Raw genomic sequence first — 13734 nt, forward strand, 5'->3', positions numbered from 1 at the left:
ATGTTCAGAGATATTCCCCAGTCCGTCGAGGTCACCCAGGGACACATGAAGGCCCTGGAAGCCTGGCGCAAGGCGCAGGGCGTGGAGCCCCAGCGGCTTTTGCCGCAGGTGGAGCCGGAAGCGGGCAAGCTGCTGGCCTTGCTGCTGGCCAATTGTCCGCCGGGCGATGCGGCAGAACTGGGCACGGGCGCTGGCTATTCCGCCCTGTGGCTGGCCCTGGCCTGCCGCGCCACAGGCCGCAAACTGGTCACCTTCGAGCCGGACCCGGCAAAGGTCGAGCTTGCCCGGCACTGCCTGGACACCGCGGGGGTGTTCGACGTGGTGGAGCTGCGGCAGGAGGACGGCGTGGCCGGCCTGGACTCCCTGTCCGGATTGTCCTTCTGCTTCATCGACGCCGGGCCGGAGTGCGCGCGGGAGGCCTTTGAAACGGCCCTGGCGGCCCTGCCCCGTGGCGGGCTCGTCATTGTGGGCGAGGCCGTGAGCGGGGCGGAGCGCTTTCCGCAGTTTCTCCTGGATGTGGAGGTGGACCCGCGCGTGGATGCGGTGACCTTGCCTCTTGGAGCAGGGCTGCTCATCTGCCGCAAGGTGTCATAGGGGGGGGCATTTCCGCCGCGCGTAAGCCCTGGCATACTGCGCCGGGGTAAGGCCAACCACCCGCGCAAAGTGCCGGTTCAGGTGGCTCTGGTCGCAGAATCCCGCTTCGATGGCCGCTTCCGCCGGGGCCATTCCTTCGCGCAACTGGCGCTTGGCGCGCCGCAAACGCGCATGGGTCTGAAAGGCGTGCGGAGGCAGGCCGACCAGACGCGTGAAGGCCCGGTGCAGGGCATAGGCGTCCACGCCGCAGCTCTGTGCCAGTTCTTCCAGTCCCACACCCTGGCCGTCCTCTTTCTCGATGATTTCTCGCGCTGTTGCCACCGCGCGCGTCATTTCTTCCCGATCCGGTCTTGTGGCGCATGGCGTTTCGACGCCGTGGTCGGCCAGGCGTTCCAGCACTTCCGCCAGCATGGATTGGATTTCCAGCGCGCCAGCGGCGCGTTCGCAGCACGCCGCCAGCTCCGCAAGGCAGGCGGCCAGGCCAGCGTCCGCAATGCGCAGGGGAAGGCGGGTGGGGAAGCCCAACGGCAGCGAGGCCTCCGTGAAGCTGAAGGCGAGGTAGGCGCAGGGGCCGCACGCCGTGCAAGAATGGGCCAGACCTTGCGGCAGGGAGAACACCTCGCCTAGAGCGACTTGCGTATGGCCCTCCGCCGTGCTGATGCTGCGCGTTCCGTTGGTGACGAGGCCCACGGTGAGGGAATCGTGGGCATGGCGCGGCTGCTCTGGCGGGTGCCGGTCGGCCATGACCAGACACACCCCAGGCAAATGCGCCGGGCAGACCAGCCTTGGCCGCCCGGCGCGCGGAGTTCGTCCGCCGCTAGAGCAGGGGCGGCACGAATTTGGCGAGGATGTAGAGGTCGTGTCCGGCATCGGCCCTCACTGCATGGCGCACGCCCGCTGGCATCAGCCCGCAGACGCCGGGCTCGTAGCGTACGCTGTCGCCCGCCAATAGGCAGGTTCCCGCCCCGGCCACAACCTCGTGCAGTTCCATGTTGGCGGGGTGCGTGTGTTCCTCAAGGACGCAGCCAGCCTCCACCCGTACCAGGTGCGCACTCATGGCTCCGTCCGTATCCGCAGCGGTGAGCAGGTGCTTGAGGGCAACGCCAGGAAAGCTCGCGTGCGGGTTCCAAGGCAGGGCGGCAAGATCCTTTTCGCGGCCCGGTGCGGCCAGACGCATGGTCCCGGGCAGAAGGGAAAGATCGTTGGGCATCGCAGACTCCTTTGGTTGAATGGGGGACGTTTGTCCCTCCTTTTGCCAAAGGCTGCGCTTGCGGTCTTGGACGTTCTTGCAGCGGCGCCTACGCGCCCACATGGGCCTTGTACGCCAGCACGGCGTTTTGCATCAGCATGGCGATGGTCATGGGGCCGATGCCGCCGGGCACCGGAGTCATGGCCCCGGCGCTGGAGCAGATGCACTCGAAGTCGCAGTCGCCCATGAGGCAGTCGTCCACGCGGTTGATGCCCACGTCCACCACCACGGCGCCGGGCTTGACCATGTCGCAGGTGATGAACTTGGGCCTGCCTATGGCGGCGAAGAGGAAGTCGGCCTGCCTGCACTGCTCGGCCAAGTCGGGCGTGCGGGAGTGGCACAGGGTCACGGTGGCGTCGCCGTACTCGCCAGGCTGGGAAAGCATGATGGACAACGGACGGCCCACGATGTTGCTGCGGCCCACCACCACGGCGCGCTTGCCGCGCGGGGAGAGCCCGTAGCGCCGCAGCAGCTCCATGACCCCGGCCGGGGTGCAGGGTGCGAAGCCGGGCAGCCCCTGGGCCAGTCGGCCCATGTTCTCCGGGTGGAAGCCGTCCACGTCCTTGTCCGGACGGATGCGCTCCAGGCAGCGGCGGCTGTCCAGGCCCTTGGGCACGGGAAGCTGGAGCAGGATGCCGTCCACGGCCTCGTCGGCGTTGAGCCTGGCGATGAGGGCCTCCAGGTCCTGCTGCGTGGTGTCGTCCGGGAGCCTGTGCGGGAAGGAGGCGATGCCCACCTCGGCGCAGGCGCGTTCCTTGTTGCGCACATACACCTGGGAGGCCGGATCCTCGCCCACAAGGATGACGGCCAGCCCTGGCGCGCGACCATGCCTGGGCGTCAGCCCGGCCACTTCGGCCTTGAGTTCTGTGCGGATGGACTGGGCGGTGGCTTTGCCGTCGAGCAGGATCATCTGGACCTCCTGAAAGGGGTTGCCATGCGGTGCGTGTGTGTTGCGGAAGGGGCAATCTACGGAAAAGGCCCGCGCTTGTCGAGGGCGCGGGCCGTGGATGCGTTGGTTTGGAACGCGGGGAGCGTGCGTCAGCGGACGGTGACTTCCACCCGGCGGTTTCTTGGTTCGTGCGGGTTGGCGCTTACCACGAGAGGATTGGCCGAACCGTGCGACGCCACTTCGATGCCCTCCGACGGCAGCCCTGCCTTGATCAGCAGTTTGCGCACGGATTCCGCACGCCTGCGCGAGATGTCGATATTGTAGTTTTCGTCTCCGGCGGCGCTGGCGTGGCCCACAACGGCGATGTCGCGGGAGTCCCGGTCCTTGGCGGTCGCCAGTACCTGCGGCAGCAGGGCCTGGGACTCCCTGGTGAGCCGGGTGGTCTCGCTATCGAAATACAGGACGAAGCGCACCGGCTTTTCCGGCAAAGCCCGGCGGGCCGGACCGAAAAGGGCTTCGGTTTCGGCCTCGGAAAGCGTTTCCGGCGCGGATGGAGCGGATTGGGCATCGGCCACGCGCACGGCTGTCCCCGCCTGGGTCAGCCGGGTCGCGCCAGCCGTGTTGGTTATGCTCACCTGGCCCACGTGGCCATCGGGATCAGGCAGGAGCAGCACCACGTTGCGCGGCTTGCCGCACGCCGCCAGCAGCGGCAGCGCCACAAGCACGGCCAAGAGCAGCAGCTTGCGCGCGTTCATTTGGCTGCCCCCGTCACCTGGGCCTTGTCCTCGGCGGTCTCCAGGCCGGGTTCGACGTTCAGCAGAACGTGCGTGCCGCGTATGCCGACGGAATAGACCGGCGTTTCGATCTTGGCCACCTCCGGGTTGAGCTTCACGATTTCTCCGCTCACCGCGGCCATGGATCCGCGTGAGAGCTTGAGCACCTGGGCCAGCGCCCCCTTCTCCGGTTCGAAAAGGAAGCGTTCCACCACCAGGCGGCTGCCTGGGCCGAGCGACAGGGTGGAGTTGTCGCGCAGCACAAGCCCCAGAGTGGCGCCCTTGCCCGTGGTGAGCACATCCCTTTCATAGACCCGGTCCCCGATTTTGAGGGGGGCGGCGGCCCCGGCGCGCGTGACCAGCGCCTCGCCCGCAACGGACTTGACGCTTCCGGCAGGAGCATCGGCCGCAAGGACGGAGTTCGAGGAAAGGGAACACAGACAGAACAGGGCCAGGGCGGACAGCACCGCTTTTGTGGCGTATCGGCTTGGTGGATGCGGTGACATGGAGAGTACTCCTTTTGTCTATGCTATGCCGGGTCAAAAATTTCGTCAACAGCTTCGCGGACGGAATGGACTAGGGCAGGGGCAGTCCCAGCCACCAGTGCAGCAGCCATGGCCCTGCCAGCAGATATCCTGCGGCCCCGGCGCACAGGAAGGGGCCAAAGGGGAGGCTGGTCTGCATCCCCCGGCCATTGGAGGTTCGCATGGCGGCGATTCCGCCAGGAAGGGCCAGCAGCGCCCCGGCGAAGAGGGTGATGCCCACGGCGGCTGGGCCAAGGAGCGCGCCAATCAGCAGCATGAGCTTGGCGTCGCCCAGGCCAAGGCCGTCCACCCCGCGCAGTCGGCGGTAGAGTTCCGAAACGCCCCAGAGACCGCCCCCGCCGAGCAGGGCGCCCAGGAACGCCCGCTCCCATCCGATGCCCAGCGTCCACAGGGGCGGCAGCAGGGCGGAACAGGCCAGCGCAACCGCCGCGCCGGGCAGGGTGAGCCGGTCGGGCAGCAGACGGATCTCCAGGTCGATGAGGGAGAGCACGAGGAAGAGCGTGCCGAACAGGAGCGCCGCCGCAAGGTGCGGCGTGGTGCCGAACACGGCGGCCGCGGCAAGGGCGAACAGGGCGCTCGCCAACTCGGCGAGGGGATACCGGGCCGGGATGGGCGTTTTGCAGGAACGGCATTTCCCGCCCAGGAGCAGCCAGCCCAGCAACGGCAGGTTCTCGCGCCAGGAAAGAGTATGGCCGCAAGCCGGGCAGTGGGAGCGCGCAGGGGAGAGCACGCTGCCGCCGCGCGCAAGCCTGTGTCCCGCGCAGGCGGCGAAGCTGCCCAGGGCGAGGCCCAAGAGCGCCGCCAGCGGCAGGGCAAGGGCGTTGGGCAGCGCGGAAACTGCGGTCATGGTGCTCCTTTCGCGTCGGGCGCGCTCTTGCCGAACGGCGCGTTCTGCTGCATGATGCGCCGGGCCTGTGGACCCGAGCGCCAGTGAAGGCGCTAGCGCATTTCCGCCCTGTCCACAAGCCCGCCAATCCAGTGTATTCGAGGGGGAGCCATGCCTGAGACCGCCCGCTTCATTCCCACGCTTTCCGCAGACGAACTGGCGCACATCCAGCTTGAAGGACTCAAGTGGACCGTGGCCCACGCCTATGCGGGCAATCCCTTCTACCGTGCCCGCCTGGACGAGAAGGGCGTGGCCCCAGGCGACATCAAGAGCCTGTCGGACATCACCCGGCTGCCCTTCACCACGGCCTACGATCTCCAGGCCGGGTATCCCCTTCCGCTTCTCTCCGTGCCGGAGGAGCAGGTGGTGCGCATCCATGGCTCCAGCGGAACCACGGGCAAGCGCAAAATCCTCTCCTATACCCGGAAGGACATCGACGACTGGGCCAATATGTTCGCCCGCTGCTACGAAATGGCCGGGCTCACCACCCTTGACCGCGTGCAGATCTGCGTGGGCTACGGCCTGTGGACCGCCGGGGCCGGTTTTCAGCTCGGCTGCGAGCGCTTCGGGGCCATGGCCCTGCCCGTGGGGCCGGGGATGCTGGACATCCAGCTGCAGATGCTCACCGACTTGGGCAGCACCTGTCTGTGCAGCACGGCAAGCATGGCGCTCCTGCTGGGCGAGGAAGTGGAGAAGCAGAACCTGCGTGGTCGGCTCAAGCTCAAACGCTCCATCTTCGGGGCCGAAGCCCACACGAAGAAAATGCGGCAGCGTTTCGAGGAGGCCCTGGGCCTGGAGCACAGTTTCGACATCTCCGGCATGACCGAGATCTACGGCCCGGGCGCCGGCATCGAGTGCGAGGCGCACCAGGGCATCCATTATTGGGCCGACATGTACATCCTGGAGGTTGTTGATCCGGAGACGCTTTTGCCCGTGGCCCCCGGCGAGTTGGGCGAGATGGTCATCACCAGCCTCAGGAAGGAGGCCAGTCCGCTCATCCGCTACCGCACCCGCGACATGACGCGCCTCATTCCCGGCGCGTGTCCTTGCGGCTGCGCCATGCCTCGGCACGAGCGCATCCAGGGCCGCAGCGACGACATGATCATCTTCCGCGGGGTGAACATCTACCCCGGCCAGGTGGCCAGCGTGCTGGAAAAGCACGCCGAGCTCAACAGCGAGTACCAGATTGAGCTCTCCCGCGTGGACGGGCTGGACCACATGGTGGTGCGTGTGGAGAAGCGGCCCGGAGCCGCGGCCGACGCCGACCGGGATGCGGGCCTCGCCGCGGCGGTTGCCGATGACATACGCAGCCAGATACTGGTCCGCAGCCGTGTCGAGGTGCTGGAGCCTGGAGCCCTGCCGCGCAGTTTCGCCAAGACCAAGCGCGTCATCGATACGCGCGACAAGGACTAGCTAGTCGGCAAGGAGCCCGGCGTAGCCCACCACCCGGTCGGCGTCACCGTTCACTTGGCCGGAGGTGGCGTAGGCGGCCACTTCGGCCCGCGTGGCCCCCAGTTCGCGCGCCGCGCAGATGCCTACCGTCATGGGGAGCACCCCGCACATGCTGATGCCCCGGCCGCGCACCGTCTCGTAGAAGGCGGTGGCGTCGAGACGCAGAGCGGGTTCCAAGGCCTCGGCGTCCTGGGCTTGCGCCACCTGATGCGGCACGTAGTGGCTCATGTCCGAGCTGACCACGATGCTCACCGGGGCCTGCCATTGGCGCAACGCTTGGCCTATGGCCGCGCCCACGGCCATGAGCGTGTCCAGGGATGGGTTTGACACGCACAGCGGGACAATGCTGGTTTCTGGATCCAGAGCTGCCAGAAAGGGCAGCAGGACTTCCAGGGAGTGCTCGCGCTGGTGGGCCAGGGTGTCCGGGATCAGGCGCGGCTCTTTCTCGCACAGGTGCGCAGCAAGTGGCGCATCCACCGCAAGCGCGCCGCCTGGAAAAGTCCAGCGGCCGTCCGGCCAGATGGCGAAGGGTTTGCCCAGGCCGGTATGGTTGGGGCCGAGCAGCAGCACGGTGCGCGCCAGATTGGCCTGGCCGAGGGTGGCCCCGGCCACCGCGCCGGAGTAGCAGTACCCGGCGTGCGGGGCCATGGCCAGGATGGTGGGGGCCTGCCCTTTGGGCTTGGCCTGGGCCAGGTAGCCCCGCACCTCGCGCATCAGGGCATCGGCTCCGGCGGGGTAGAACTGTCCTGCCACAACGGGCTGGCGGTCGTGGCTGCGTGCGTGGGGCATGGGCATAGGGCCCTCCTTCGGCTACATGGGCGGCTTCACCAGATAATTCTGCAGGCGCTGGTCCAGTGCGCTGTTCTCCAACGCCTGGGTGGCCATGCGCGCGTATACCGTGCCGGGTTTCTTCTTGGCGATGTCGGTCAACAGCGCCTTCCATTCGTCCAGCATGTTGCCCCTGCGGTACACTTCCGCCAAGCGCAGGCGCACCGGTGCCCAATCCGGATCGCTGGGCGGGATGATGCGGTCGAATTCCCTGGCCCATTTGACCGTCTCCCCGAACCGACCGGAGCGCTCCGTGGCCGTTATGGCCATGAGCAGACAGTCCTTGACCTTGTCCTTGTCGCCCCCTGCGGCCAGCAGCTGGGTCAGGGCCTCTTGGGAAAGGGCGAAGAGTCGGTGCATGTCCTGCTTGCGGGCGGCGTCCTTGGCCAGCACGTAGGTGGCGTGGGCGCGGGTGGCGGGGTCCGTGGCCGGATCCCCGGCGATGCGCGTCCAGAGCGGCAGGCTTTTCTCGATCTCGCCCTGATTCTCCAGGGCCATGGCCCGGGCGTTTTCGAATTGGGCCTTCTGCCGGGGCGAGAGCTTCCAGGCCTTGCCGGCCCGTGCGGCAAGGTCAGAGATGCGCTTCCATTCCTTGCGTTCCATGAAAATGTTCATGGCCAGATCCAGCGCCATTTCCGAGTACTTGGGCACCTGCTTCTTTCCCAGGAAGCGGCCTGCCAGCTTCAAGGCGCGGTCGGGCTGGCCGCGTTTCCAGGCGCTGACGGCTATGGCCATCTGCGCCTCGTCGCCCACCAGTCCCTGGTTCTCCTTCACGAAGGGCGCGTTGTCGTAAAGCTGCATCACGCGGGCGTAGTTGCCTTCCTGCACCAGTGCGGGCAGGGCGTGGAGGAAGGACTGGAAGCCCAACTCCTCGGCCTTCACCACAAGGTTGCTTTTGGGATACTTTTGCAGAAACGTGGCTGCTGTGTTCAGGGAGTCAAGGTACGACTTGTTGTGGAACTGCCACATGCCGAGCTTGATCTGCGCCAGAGGCGCCAGCGGGCTCTGCGGGTGGCGGGTGATGATGTAGGTGTAGGTCTCGTCCGGCCGGGGGGCGCCTGTGCGACCGAACACGGACACCATCTCGCCCATGGTGGGGTCGTCGTAGATGCCTTCCTCGGCCAGGCGCATCCGCGCCACCAGACCGCCCTCGCGGTCCGGGAAGTCGTGCAGGGCCTTCTGGTAGACCTCTTTGGCCGGGTCGCGTTTGTTCTGGCGAAGGTAGACGTCCCCGATGCGCACCAGGATGACATCGGCGTATTCGTTTTCCGGGTTCAGGTTGTAGAAGGTCCAGTAGTGGTCCTTGGCCAGGTCGAGCTTGCCGACTTTTTCCTCAACCTCGGCAGCTAGTTTGAGGAACGCAGGGTTTTCCATGTAGAAGAGCGGCCAGCGCTTGTCCAGGTAGTCCACGATCTGGAAGGCCTTTTCGAACTGCCCCAGCTTGCGCAGCACCTGCGCCAGAATGTAGGCGGTCTCCTTGGCCATGCGCGCGTCGGGATACTGCTGGATGAGGTCCTGGTAATGTTCCGCGGCCTTCTTGAGGTCGCCCTTTTCACGGTAGTATTCGCCGAGGGAAAAGGGAACGATGGCGGCGTTCTGGTCCTGTGGGTATTTCTTGCGGATGATGTTGAAGTAGGCCTTGGCCTCGGGCAGGTTGTTCACCTTGAGGTTCAGCAGGCCCAGGTTGATGAGGGCCCGCGGCACGCGGTTGGACTTCTGGTTGGCGTTCATGGCCGCCTGCTGCGCGGCGGCGATGCGGTCATAATTCGCGGCGAGATTGTCCTTGTAGGCCTGCATGGTGGCGTCGGCCAGGGCGTACAGGGTTTCTTCCCGCAGCTCGCCCTTCATGAGGGGCTCGCGCAGGAGCGCCTCCAGCGCCTTCACGGACTCCTGCCATTTGCCGCCCATCATGTCGGACTGTGCCTGGAGCAGGCCGTCCTTGAGTTGTTGCTCGGTGAGCGGACCTTGCTGCTCCTTGTCCTTGCCGCCCTTGGCCGGGGCTGCGTGGGCGTCTCCGCCAGCCGGGGCCGATGCGTTGTGCTGTGCGTCCGCCGGAGCGGTGGCGTTGTGGCCGTTATGGGCTCCAGGAGGCGGAGACGACGGCGCGGGAGTCGTGGCGTTGGCCGCAGAGGCTGCCGTGGCGTTGGCCGTGTGCGTCTCGGGCTGCGGACCGGTAGCGTTTTCGGCGTGGAGTTCCGATGGCGGCGTTGTCCCGACCTGCGGCAGGGTCGCGCCGGTGGAGCCGCTGGGCGCGAGCACCTTCTGCACCGGCTGGCGCAGCTCCCACTGCTTGCCAGGTTGCGAATGGGCTTGGGCTGGCTGGCCTTGCGGCAGCCCCTGCGCCGGGGCCAGCGCCGCAGGACGAGAAGGATCCGCGGCGGAAAGCAGTTCGGCCGGTCGCGAGTCGCCAGGGCCTTTGTGTTCGGCGCGGAAGCGCAGCCCGTTCTGCCCCTTGGCCGGGGTTAGATCCGCAGGCTTGGCCTGGGGCGCTGGTGGCGGCGGCGGGGAAAGCGAAACCACTGGCGGGGCCGAGCCCTCGGCCGGTCGGGAAGCGGGCATTGCTGTGGTCTGCTCCTGCAGGAGCGGGCGTTCCACAACGCCGGGGGGTACCCGGCCGCCTTGCTGGGTTTTCTGCGGCTGCGCAGGTTGCGGGAACGGCTGTTTTTGCTCTGGCGCAGCAGGTGGGGAGCCTTCCACCTGGGGCAGGGTGGCGATGTTGGCCGCACTGTTGCCGAGCACGGTCTTGTTGACCGGCATTCGCATGGAATAGGGCACGGAAAAAAACGGCTTGCCATCGGTGCCCGCGGCCGGTGGGGCCGGACGGTTGAGCGCTTGTGGGGCCGGAGGAGACGGTTGTGGCGCTGCATCTTTGGCCACGGGAGGATGTGCAGGGGCAGCCGATTGCGTCGGTGCTGCCTGCGTGGGGGGCTGCGCAGCGGCCTTGGCCTCCTGTTTCCTGTGGGCCTCTGCTTCGGACTGGGCCTTGGCCTCGGCCGCGCGGCGGGCCTGCTCGGCCTTTTCCGCCTGGTCGACCTTGGCCTTTGCCGCTTTGGCCTCGGCGTCCCTGGCGTGTTTTGCCTGCTCGGCCTTGGCCTTGTCGGCCTTGCTTTTTTCGGCTTGCGCCAGGTCCGTCTTGACCGGGGCTGCGGCCTTCGCGCTTTGCCCCCAGGTGGCGCCCACGGCATCGGGAAAAATCTGGATTTGCAGCTGCGGCTTGCCTTTGACCGGGTAGTTCACGTAGCCGAAGGCGCTGGTCTTGAGCTGGATCTTGAAGCCGCCGGGAATTTGGCTGACGCCCGACACAAGCTTGGTCCCGCCTACGCCTGGAGCGTCCGGAGCGGTTTCTCCCGGCTTGGGCGCAAAGGTGACGGTGAGCTCCTGTGGGCCGGTGCGCCGCACGGTGTACTTGGGCAGCGTCCCCCCTGCGGAGGAGAGGGTGAGGGTGTCGGCATCGGTTGCGGCGCGCACAAAAGCAGGCCGCGCGGCGTCCGTCGCGGCGAGGAGCGCCATCAGGCCCAGGGTCGCGGTGAATTGTTTCAAGGACACGGGCAGGCCGATCCCCTGCAACCTCAGCTGTCCAGGAGGTTGCGCTTCTTCAGTTTCTCGATGAGCGTGGTGCGCTTGATGCCCAAAAGCTCCGCGGCCTGGTTTTTGACGCCAGAGGCCTCGGCCAGGGCTTCTTGCAAAAGCCGCTCCTCGATTTCGTCCAGGAATTCCTTGAGCCCCTGGCCCTTGTCCCGCATGTCTTTGAGCTCCGGCCAGCGGAAGCCCTGTTGCGGGCTCTCGGCCGCGGCCACGGGCGTTGGCTCCACACCTGCGGCGCGCTGGATTTTTTCCGGAAGGTCTTCGGGCATCACGTGCGGGCCTTCGCAGAGAATGGACAGCCGCTCCATGAAATTTTCAAGCTCGCGCACGTTGCCGGGCCAGTCGTAGCCGATGAGCATGGCCCGCGCCTGCGCGCCCAAGGAGAGCTGCTTGCGGTCCTTGTCCTGGCAAAAACCTTTCAGGAAATGCTCGGCGAGCGCCATGATGTCCTCCCCGCGTTCGCGCAGGGGGGGCAGGTGCATGGGGATGACGTTCAGGCGGTAGAACAGGTCTTCGCGGAAGCGCCCGGCCGCGACTTCGCCTTCCAGGTCGCGGTTGGTGGCCGCGACAACGCGGACGTCCACCTTTTTCGTCCCCGTGCCGCCCACCCTTTCGATTTCCTTTTCCTGCAGCGCGCGAAGGATCTTGACTTGCAGGCTCAAGTCCATTTCGCCGATTTCGTCAAGGAAGATGGTGCCGCCATCGGCCAGTTCGAAGCGGCCCGGCCGGGAACGGATGGCGTGCGTGAACGCGCCCTTCTCGTGGCCGAAGAGTTCGCTTTCCAGCAGTTCCTTGGGGATTGCGCCGCAGTTGATGGGCACGAAGGGTTTGTCCGCGCGCTTGCTGTTCTTGTGCAGCGCCCGCACAAGCAGTTCCTTGCCTGTGCCCGATTCGCCAGTCACCAATACGGTGCTGTCGGTGGGGGCCACCTTCTCCAGAACCTTGTACACCTCGCGCAGGGCGGGGCTGTTGCCGATGATGCCGTCGATGTTCAGCGCCATTGGTCCTCCCTGGATGGGCCTGGCGGACGGCCCGGATCGGGCCTGGATGGGCCCGGCGGCTGAAGGGGCCGGAGCTGGAAAACCGGCCGGAACGCTGGCCTGGAGCCATGGCGTCCACAAACCGTGTCTCCCTCACTGTCAAGGAAATGACACGAAGTCAATGGTTTTCTAGAAAAAATTTAGGGCTTGGCCTTTTGGGGCGCGGGCCTAGAGCACGAAGGAGATGTAGGAGTAGCCGGAGATTTCCAGGTGCTTCACGCTGCGGGCATAGCGGGCAAAGAGCACAAGCCCCAGGTTGCCCAGTTCGTCCTGGCTGGCCTGGAGCAGGGACTCCGGGAGGGCGAAGTTGTTGATGTCGTCCATTTTGTGGCCGCAGACCATCTCCGTGAAGCAGCCGTCTTCTGTCAGGGCCACGCGCAGGGACAGGCTGTTGTCGGCGGAGGAGTGGGCCTGGGTCATGTGGCAGAACACCTCCTCGCAGCACAGCGACAGGGCGTCCAGCCGCTCCTGGGAGAGCTTCAGCCGGTCGCGCCCGGAGCGGAGCAGCTTGTGCATGCGGGGAATCTCGGCCGGATCAGGCCGGAACACCCCGGAGACCCCGCGCTTGGGCGAAAGGTAGGCCAGGGTGCTCAGCACAAAGGCCGTGAACCCGCCCACGGCCACGCTGTTTTGCAGCAGTGGGCTCAAGCTTGTCGGAACCACCCCGGGAAAGAACGACTTGCCCCCGGCCACCAGCCCCACCACCAGCGACAGACCCAGGATGAGCCCGTGCTGGTTGCTCAGCTTGGTCATGGCCACCAGGCCGAAGCCCGCATGGAACAGCAAGGCGGCGATAACCACCAGGAATCCGCCGATGACCGGGCCGGGCATGTCCAGGATGACGCCGCCGACCTTGGGCATGAAGGCCAGCACGAGCAGGATGCCCGCGCCAATGGCTCCGATGCGCCGCGAGGCCACGCCGGTCATTTCGATGAGCGGCAGGTTGTCGCAGTAGATGCTGGGCACGGCGGTGCCGAAGAGGCCGGCCATGACCTTGGAGAGGCCGTCGCAGTAAAGGCCGCTTTGCACCTGGTCGTAAGACACGCGGCGGAAGTCGCGGGTGGAGATTTGCTGCACCAGCATGATGTTGCCCGTGCTCTCGATGACGCTGGCCAGCATACCCATGCCGAAGGCCAAAAACAGGGGCAGGTGCGAGGTGTCCAGGCTTGTGGCCACGCCCGGCCAGGCCGAAAAGTCCGGCAGGCCGAACCAGGCGGCGTCGCGGGAGTGCTTGAAGTCCAGCCCTCCGGTGAACAGGGCCGTGGCGTAGCCAGCGGCCATGGCGAGAAGCGGGCTCCAGAGCCGGATGGAAGGCCGCCCGAAGAGCATGAGCAGGGTGAGGCAGAGCACCGTGGCCGCCCCGGTGCCCACGCGGGCCAGGGAGGGCGCGGCGCCCGGCTCCAGGTCTCCGGCCCACAGCCCCAGGCCGATGGGCACCATGGACATGGCGATGAGCAGCACCACCACCCCGCCTACCGCAGGGGTGATGATGTGCCGGAAGTGGCGGATGAAGTAAGTGTACAGGAACACCACCGGCACCGTCAGCAGCGACATGCTGGCCAAGAGCGGCAGACCGCCCATCTTCACCGCGTCCACGGAGCAAAGCAGGAAGGCGCTGTACGAACCCGTGAACAGCAAAAATCCCGAGCCGATCCCCAGGCGGGTCCGGCTCTGCAGGAAGGTGAACAGGGCCGAGGTGAGGATGGTGGCGAAGGTGATGAAGGCCAGCGTTCTGGGCTCCACCCCTACGGTCTTGCCCAGCACGTTGGGGATGAAGATGACGGCGTCGAACACGAGCAGCACATGCATGAAGGCCAGGCTGATGGCCAGATGCGGCGGCGGGGCCTGGTCCGCGTCGTATTTCAGCGAGTCGCGCAGCATGATCTGCCCTTG

General features: G+C 66.6%; 12 protein-coding genes. 2 read left to right on the top strand and 10 right to left on the bottom strand.

Features of this window, described 5'->3' with window-relative positions:
- Positions 1-594: an O-methyltransferase gene (locus CHB73_RS05905; protein WP_089273064.1), complete on the top strand. Its 594-nt coding sequence runs from the start codon at positions 1-3 to the stop codon at positions 592-594.
- Here the strand turns inward: CHB73_RS05905 and CHB73_RS05910 are convergent.
- The 6 genes from CHB73_RS05910 to CHB73_RS05935 form a co-directional block, all read right to left on the bottom strand.
- Positions 589-1464 (bottom strand): AraC family transcriptional regulator, encoded by an 876-nt coding sequence (locus CHB73_RS05910; RefSeq protein ID WP_089273066.1) that lies wholly within the window; start codon positions 1462-1464, stop codon positions 589-591. The two genes, CHB73_RS05905 and CHB73_RS05910, sit on opposite strands and share 6 nt — an antisense overlap.
- Positions 1412-1804, bottom strand: a complete 393-nt coding sequence (locus CHB73_RS05915) for a cupin domain-containing protein (protein ID WP_235641526.1) — start codon at positions 1802-1804, stop codon at positions 1412-1414. Before CHB73_RS05915 ends, CHB73_RS05910 begins: the two co-directional genes overlap by 53 nt.
- A gap of 88 nt (positions 1805-1892) precedes the next feature.
- On the bottom strand, positions 1893-2753 hold the full coding sequence (gene folD, locus CHB73_RS05920) for a bifunctional methylenetetrahydrofolate dehydrogenase/methenyltetrahydrofolate cyclohydrolase FolD (RefSeq protein ID WP_089273068.1): 861 nt from the start codon (positions 2751-2753) through the stop codon (positions 1893-1895).
- Between the two features lie 128 nt (positions 2754-2881).
- Complete coding sequence (locus CHB73_RS05925; protein WP_089273070.1) at positions 2882-3487, bottom strand: OmpA family protein; 606 nt, start codon at positions 3485-3487, stop codon at positions 2882-2884.
- Positions 3484-4011, bottom strand: a complete 528-nt coding sequence (locus CHB73_RS05930) for a FecR family protein (RefSeq protein WP_089273072.1) — start codon at positions 4009-4011, stop codon at positions 3484-3486. The genes CHB73_RS05925 and CHB73_RS05930 overlap by 4 nt, the downstream gene beginning before the upstream one ends.
- Positions 4012-4081: 70 nt before the next feature.
- Complete coding sequence (locus tag CHB73_RS05935) at positions 4082-4897, bottom strand: prepilin peptidase (RefSeq protein WP_089273074.1); 816 nt, start codon at positions 4895-4897, stop codon at positions 4082-4084.
- A gap of 150 nt (positions 4898-5047) precedes the next feature.
- Between CHB73_RS05935 and CHB73_RS05940 the strand changes: the two genes are divergently transcribed.
- On the top strand, positions 5048-6349 hold the full coding sequence (locus CHB73_RS05940; protein ID WP_089273076.1) for a phenylacetate--CoA ligase family protein: 1302 nt from the start codon (positions 5048-5050) through the stop codon (positions 6347-6349).
- On the opposite strand, the gene amrB is transcribed toward CHB73_RS05940, so the two are convergent.
- The 4 genes from amrB to CHB73_RS05960 all read right to left on the bottom strand — a co-directional run bounded on the left by amrB (position 6350) and on the right by CHB73_RS05960 (position 13722).
- Positions 6350-7177 (bottom strand): AmmeMemoRadiSam system protein B, encoded by an 828-nt coding sequence (gene amrB, locus CHB73_RS05945; RefSeq protein WP_089273420.1) that lies wholly within the window; start codon positions 7175-7177, stop codon positions 6350-6352.
- 21 nt (positions 7178-7198) lie between these two features.
- Entirely contained in the window at positions 7199-10762 is a 3564-nt protein-coding gene (locus CHB73_RS05950; protein WP_143337318.1) for a tetratricopeptide repeat protein, read from the bottom strand.
- A gap of 23 nt (positions 10763-10785) precedes the next feature.
- A complete protein-coding gene (locus CHB73_RS05955) occupies positions 10786-11802 on the bottom strand; it encodes a sigma-54 interaction domain-containing protein (RefSeq protein WP_089273080.1) in 1017 nt (338 codons plus the stop codon).
- A 207-nt stretch (positions 11803-12009) separates the two neighbouring features.
- Entirely contained in the window at positions 12010-13722 is a 1713-nt protein-coding gene (locus tag CHB73_RS05960; RefSeq protein ID WP_089273082.1) for a uracil-xanthine permease family protein, read from the bottom strand.
- Between the last annotated feature and the right edge of the window lie 12 nt (positions 13723-13734).

Origin of the sequence: Humidesulfovibrio mexicanus (genome assembly GCF_900188225.1) — a bacterium.
Lineage (GTDB): Bacteria > Desulfobacterota > Desulfovibrionia > Desulfovibrionales > Desulfovibrionaceae > Humidesulfovibrio > Humidesulfovibrio mexicanus.